This window comes from Lyngbya sp. CCAP 1446/10 (genome assembly GCF_026130175.1).
Classification (GTDB): Bacteria; Cyanobacteriota; Cyanobacteriia; order Cyanobacteriales; family Microcoleaceae; genus Microcoleus.
Map to the genome: position 1 here is coordinate 1 of NZ_JAIGNI010000117.1, position 4,521 is coordinate 4,521.

At 41.7% G+C, this 4,521-nt stretch carries 5 protein-coding genes; 2 read left to right on the forward strand and 3 right to left on the reverse strand.

Features of this window, described 5'->3' with window-relative positions; all coding sequences use genetic code 11:
* Nucleotides 1–111 precede the first annotated feature (111 nt).
* Nucleotides 112–654, forward strand: coding sequence for a hypothetical protein (locus K4039_RS26400; RefSeq protein ID WP_265239466.1), 543 nt, complete (start codon nt 112–114; stop codon nt 652–654).
* Nucleotides 655–859: 205 nt separating this feature from the next.
* Here the strand turns inward: K4039_RS26400 and ruvC are convergent, their stop codons facing one another.
* From ruvC to K4039_RS26415, 3 genes are all read right to left on the reverse strand, one after another.
* On the reverse strand, nt 860–1,393 hold the full coding sequence (ruvC, locus tag K4039_RS26405) for a crossover junction endodeoxyribonuclease RuvC (RefSeq protein WP_265239467.1): 534 nt from the start codon (nt 1,391–1,393) through the stop codon (nt 860–862).
* Nucleotides 1,394–1,842: 449 nt separating this feature from the next.
* Nucleotides 1,843–2,442 carry a glutathione S-transferase family protein gene (locus K4039_RS26410; RefSeq protein ID WP_265239468.1) on the reverse strand — a complete coding sequence of 200 codons (600 nt, stop codon included), beginning with the start codon at nt 2,440–2,442 and terminating at the stop codon, nt 1,843–1,845.
* Between the two features lie 231 nt (nt 2,443–2,673).
* Nucleotides 2,674–3,636, reverse strand: coding sequence for a glycosyltransferase family 2 protein (locus K4039_RS26415; protein ID WP_265239469.1), 963 nt, complete (start codon nt 3,634–3,636; stop codon nt 2,674–2,676).
* A gap of 282 nt (nt 3,637–3,918) precedes the next feature.
* Here K4039_RS26415 and K4039_RS26420 point away from each other — a divergent pair, with 282 nt between their 5' ends.
* The gene (locus tag K4039_RS26420; protein WP_375339839.1) at nt 3,919–4,431 is read left to right on the forward strand and encodes a TenA family protein; all 513 of its coding nucleotides are present in this window, start codon (nt 3,919–3,921) and stop codon (nt 4,429–4,431) included.
* Nucleotides 4,432–4,521: the final 90 nt, after the last annotated feature.

Here is a 4,521-nt window from a genome sequence, read left to right on the forward strand (position 1 = left end):
TCAGGGTGAAAATATCAGGAGCGCAATGGAATATTGAGAGCGTTCCCTCTATCCTTTCTCTTCGCTGTGCTTATCTCAACGGTCAACTTTCAATTTGATGTATTTGCCAAAGTGAGATGCACCCAGAAATTAGAAATTGTCGCATTAAACAGAGAAAATGCCCGCGTTCGCACCTTACCACTCGACGGTTTAGGTGCAGCAGCGGGCGAAATACTCAGAGAAAAAGGTTTACTCGAACCGGAGAAATGGGAAACTCTGATTAACATTTATCGAGGCAATCCCTTCTGGTTAAAAATAGTTGCAGCCATGATTCAAGAATTATTTAGCGGGCGAGTTGCCGAATTCTTGAAATATAATACGCTATTCTTGGGAGACGAATTGAAAGCAAGATTGCAGCAGCAGTGCGATCGCTTATCAGAATTAGAGAAACAGGTAATGTGCTGCATCGCGAATGAAATCGAGCCTGTTTCTATTTCTCAAATTATAGAGAAGGTGCAATTATCGCCCGACAATTTATGCAATGCGCTGCTATCTTTGGGAAATCGAGCATTGATTGAAAAAGAAGAACAGGATCATCAGGCGCTGTTCAGTTTATCGCCAGTGATGAGACAATATGTGAAAACTGAATATTGTCGCGAGGGAATTGCTACATAGAAATTAGCGGATCTCATAGGTAGGGAAACGGCATTCCCGTGTCCGGCGGGGAGTTATGCAAATTACACATAATTCATAGGTAGGCAAACGGCATTCCCGTGTCCGGCGGGGAGTTATGCAAATTACAGATAATTTATATATAATCAATAACTATAGCAATACTTTCTAGCATACCTGGAATTGTATTTATTTGGCAGCCCTGAAATCAAATTTTTCCAGTTTCCAACTGTATTTTTTTCGGACAAATATCATCATCGTACCAACCAGTCAAAGCCACCGCCAAAGCATCCGCCGCATCATCAGGTTTCGGAATATAACCCAACTCCAACTCCCGCGCCACAGCCTCTTGCACTTCCGATTTATCAGCATTGCCGCGGCCGGTCAAAGCTTGCTTAATTTGAGCAGGCGTAAACTCAAACAGCGGCACTCCGCACTGAGCCAATACTAGCGTCAAAACGCCTCGTGCTTGAGCTACAAGTATGGTATTTCCCATTTTGTAAAAAAACAGTTTTTCGGCAATTGCCAAATCTGGTTTTACCTCGTCTATTACCGTGTGCAAATCTTCGTAAATTGTTTTTAGGCGCTGTCCCATTTCCTGCTTTGGCGTTGTTTTAATCACGCCACAATCAATCAGGGAAACGCTATTTTGGTCTTGTTTACCTGGGATGATATGACAAGAAATCGCGCCGTAGCCTAGATTTGCCAAGCCCGGATCTAATCCTAAAATTCGTGTTTTCATTCACATTTATTGATTGTTTGTCTCATATCAAATCCGATTAATCGCACCAGAAAAGCTTCTGTACAGATTCTCACTTCCCAATTATTCCATTCTTTGATCTAAGATCCGGTCAGGTGTTGTACATTTAAATTGTATATCTTGATGACCATCACAAATCATCCAATCCTCTCCCGGAATCCCCTTCTCCCCGTCGGGTCATCGATCGCCATATACAATCTAAAATATCGCTTCGCTAACGTTCCTATCTTCGGAGAAAAAAACACTAACCCAAGCGTATTACATGATATAGTCATTTTTCATCGCAGCCTGTTTTCTTTTTTACCGTGGTTTTTTTTGAGTTTTTAGCGCACTATTCCATATAACTCGGTCATGTAACTGTGTCACGATCTTTTTCAAGATGCTATCTTCACACCACTGCTTGTAATGCCAGAATACAGCCGACTGCAATCTTAATCTGTAATGCTAATATATCGAGGCTGATACTTGATTCGCTCGATCCAAGATTGAATTTCCGGAAACCGCGTCAAGTCAAATCCGCCTTCCCCAGCAACGTGAGTGTAAGCAAATAAACCTATGTCAGCGATAGAATAGCGATCGCCCACAAAAAAGTCATTCTGTTCTAAATGCTGTTCCATCACCCCCAAAGCAGCATAACCCGGTGCTTGTTTTTGTTGCAATGCTGCTTGATATTGCTCAGCTTTCCCTGTCAAATACCAAAAACGAGAAGTTGCAATAAAAGGTTCATGGCTGTACTGTTCAAAAAACAACCACTGCATCACTAAAGCACGTTCAAATTTATCGCTGGGGAAAAACTCAGTTCCTTCACTCAAGTAAAACATAATCGCATTCGATTCAAAGAGCAACTTACCCGGTGCAATCTCTAAAACCGGAATCCGCCCGTTAGGGTTTTTGACCAGAAATTCGGGTGTGCGACTTTCTTTTTGGAGAATATTAATTGGCGTGCGATCGATCGCAAGATTGAGCTGCGTTAAGAGCAAGCGAACTTTATAGCAATTACCCGATGGGGCATATTCGTAAAGCTTGAACATGAGTATTGAGGAGATTTTAATCTCTTAAATTATCTCATGATTTAGATAATTTAGGCAAGATTAGTTAACAGTTGTTTGCTAATATTATACTAATTCTGAAATATAGTGCTACATATAGATTGTTTTATGCGATCTGTCGGGATACCGCATTGCCTTGTTCTTCTGGAAATCTACGAGTTTTAATGATTGGTATAAGATTATAAATTGTAGCAACATTTTTGGGGATTGGTATTATTTTGGTGATTTTTGGCGATCGGCAAAACCAGCAACTTCTCCCAGCGTATAAAGCGGCCTGCCCTTCACCTCCTCATAAATCCGCCCAATATACTGGCCCAAAATCCCAATACTGACCAACTGCACCGCACCCAAAAAGAAAACCGCCATAATTATAATTGTCAAACCACTTAATCCCGAACCCGGAGAGAAAAGACGCCAGTACAAAACCAGAAAAGCCATTAAAACAGACACCAAAGCCGAAAATAAACCCAAATAAATCGACAGTTGCAAAGGAACTTTTGAAAAAGAAACTAAACCGTTCATCGCCAAAGCAAAAGATTTGCTAAAGGTATACTTAACCTCGCCAGCAAAACGCGGATCACGTTCAAACTTAACCGCAGTTTGTTTGAAACCAATCCAAGCCCGTAGTCCCCGAATGTAGCGATTGCGTTCGGGCATAGCATTGAGCACATTCACTACGCACCTATCCATTAAACAAAAATCGCCCGTATCTATGGGAATATCAACATCAGCAAGATTCCGCAAAATACGATAATACATATAAGCTGGCAACCGCTTAAACCAACTTTCTTGACGGCGTTGAGTGCGCTGGGCGTAAACAACTTGATACCCGATCCGCCACTGTTCTACCATATCTAGAATTAGCTCTGGGGGGTCTTGCAAATCGCCGTCCATGATGACGACAACTTGACCACTAGAAAAGTTTAAGCCAGCAGTTACAGCTATTTGGTGGCCGAAATTGCGGGCTAAACTGAGGTAACAAATTCGCGAGTCTTGTTCGTGCAATTCTCGCAAAAGTTCCAAAGAGCGATCGCGGCTGCCATCATTGATTAAAATTAATTCTACTGGGCCGTCGAGGTGCTCCATCACCCCGCTAATTCGTCTATACAATTCAGGGAGGTTTTCTTCTTCGTTATAGATGGGAATTATCAAGGAATACTTAGGTGTATGGTTCATCGCAGTTTTTGGTAGATCGTATTTTCAATTGTCAAATCAAGAGTCTATTTTTTGCCGAAGGCACTGGCGGCTTCTAGGAAAAGCTTCTGCACGTAATTTCGCTCTTCTATCCCGACAAAGATAGCCCACAAAATATCAGCGTACCAACATTTATATAATTTATTAAATAGGAAAAATTCAAGGCAGTATAAAACTGACACCAGCCAAGCGAAAATATCTGTTATCATAGATGTTTGGTCGGACTAAAAAATTTACAATAATCACCCATAGATTCAAAATTGTATGACAAATTCCAATGATCTTTGGCAAGCAAATCAAGACTTAAGCGAAGCTTGTCTCCAACATCCGTTTGTCAGAGGCATTGCTGACGGTAGCCTAGCCCAAAATAGTTTTGCATATTACGTTGCACAAGACGCATTTTTTCTGAGAGCCTTCGCTCGTGCTTACAGCATTGCTGCGGCCAAAGCACCAGACTGGGAGGGATTTGAAATCCTCCACAATCTCGGTAGCGGTGTTTTAGAAGAACTTGGCTTGCATCAAGGATATGAAGCGAAATGGGGTGTAAACTTGTCAGAGGCAAAACCGGGAATCGCTACCAGGCGCTACACGGATTTTTTATTAGCGACAGCCTGGGGAAGCGGTGTAGGTTTGACTGTAGCGGCGATGACTCCTTGCTTGCGGTTGTATGCTTTTTTGGGACAGCAGTTAGCTAAGCCTAAAATACCGGAACACGCCTTGAGCGAGTGGATTTTTACCTATATAGCAATCCTAAATCATTATCTACACTTATTATGATATAATTATATGCAATGATTGATTGTGACAATAAAAAAAATGAATAACTTACAAATGCCACAGAAAGATATGGAAAAAGAAAGAGCGGCG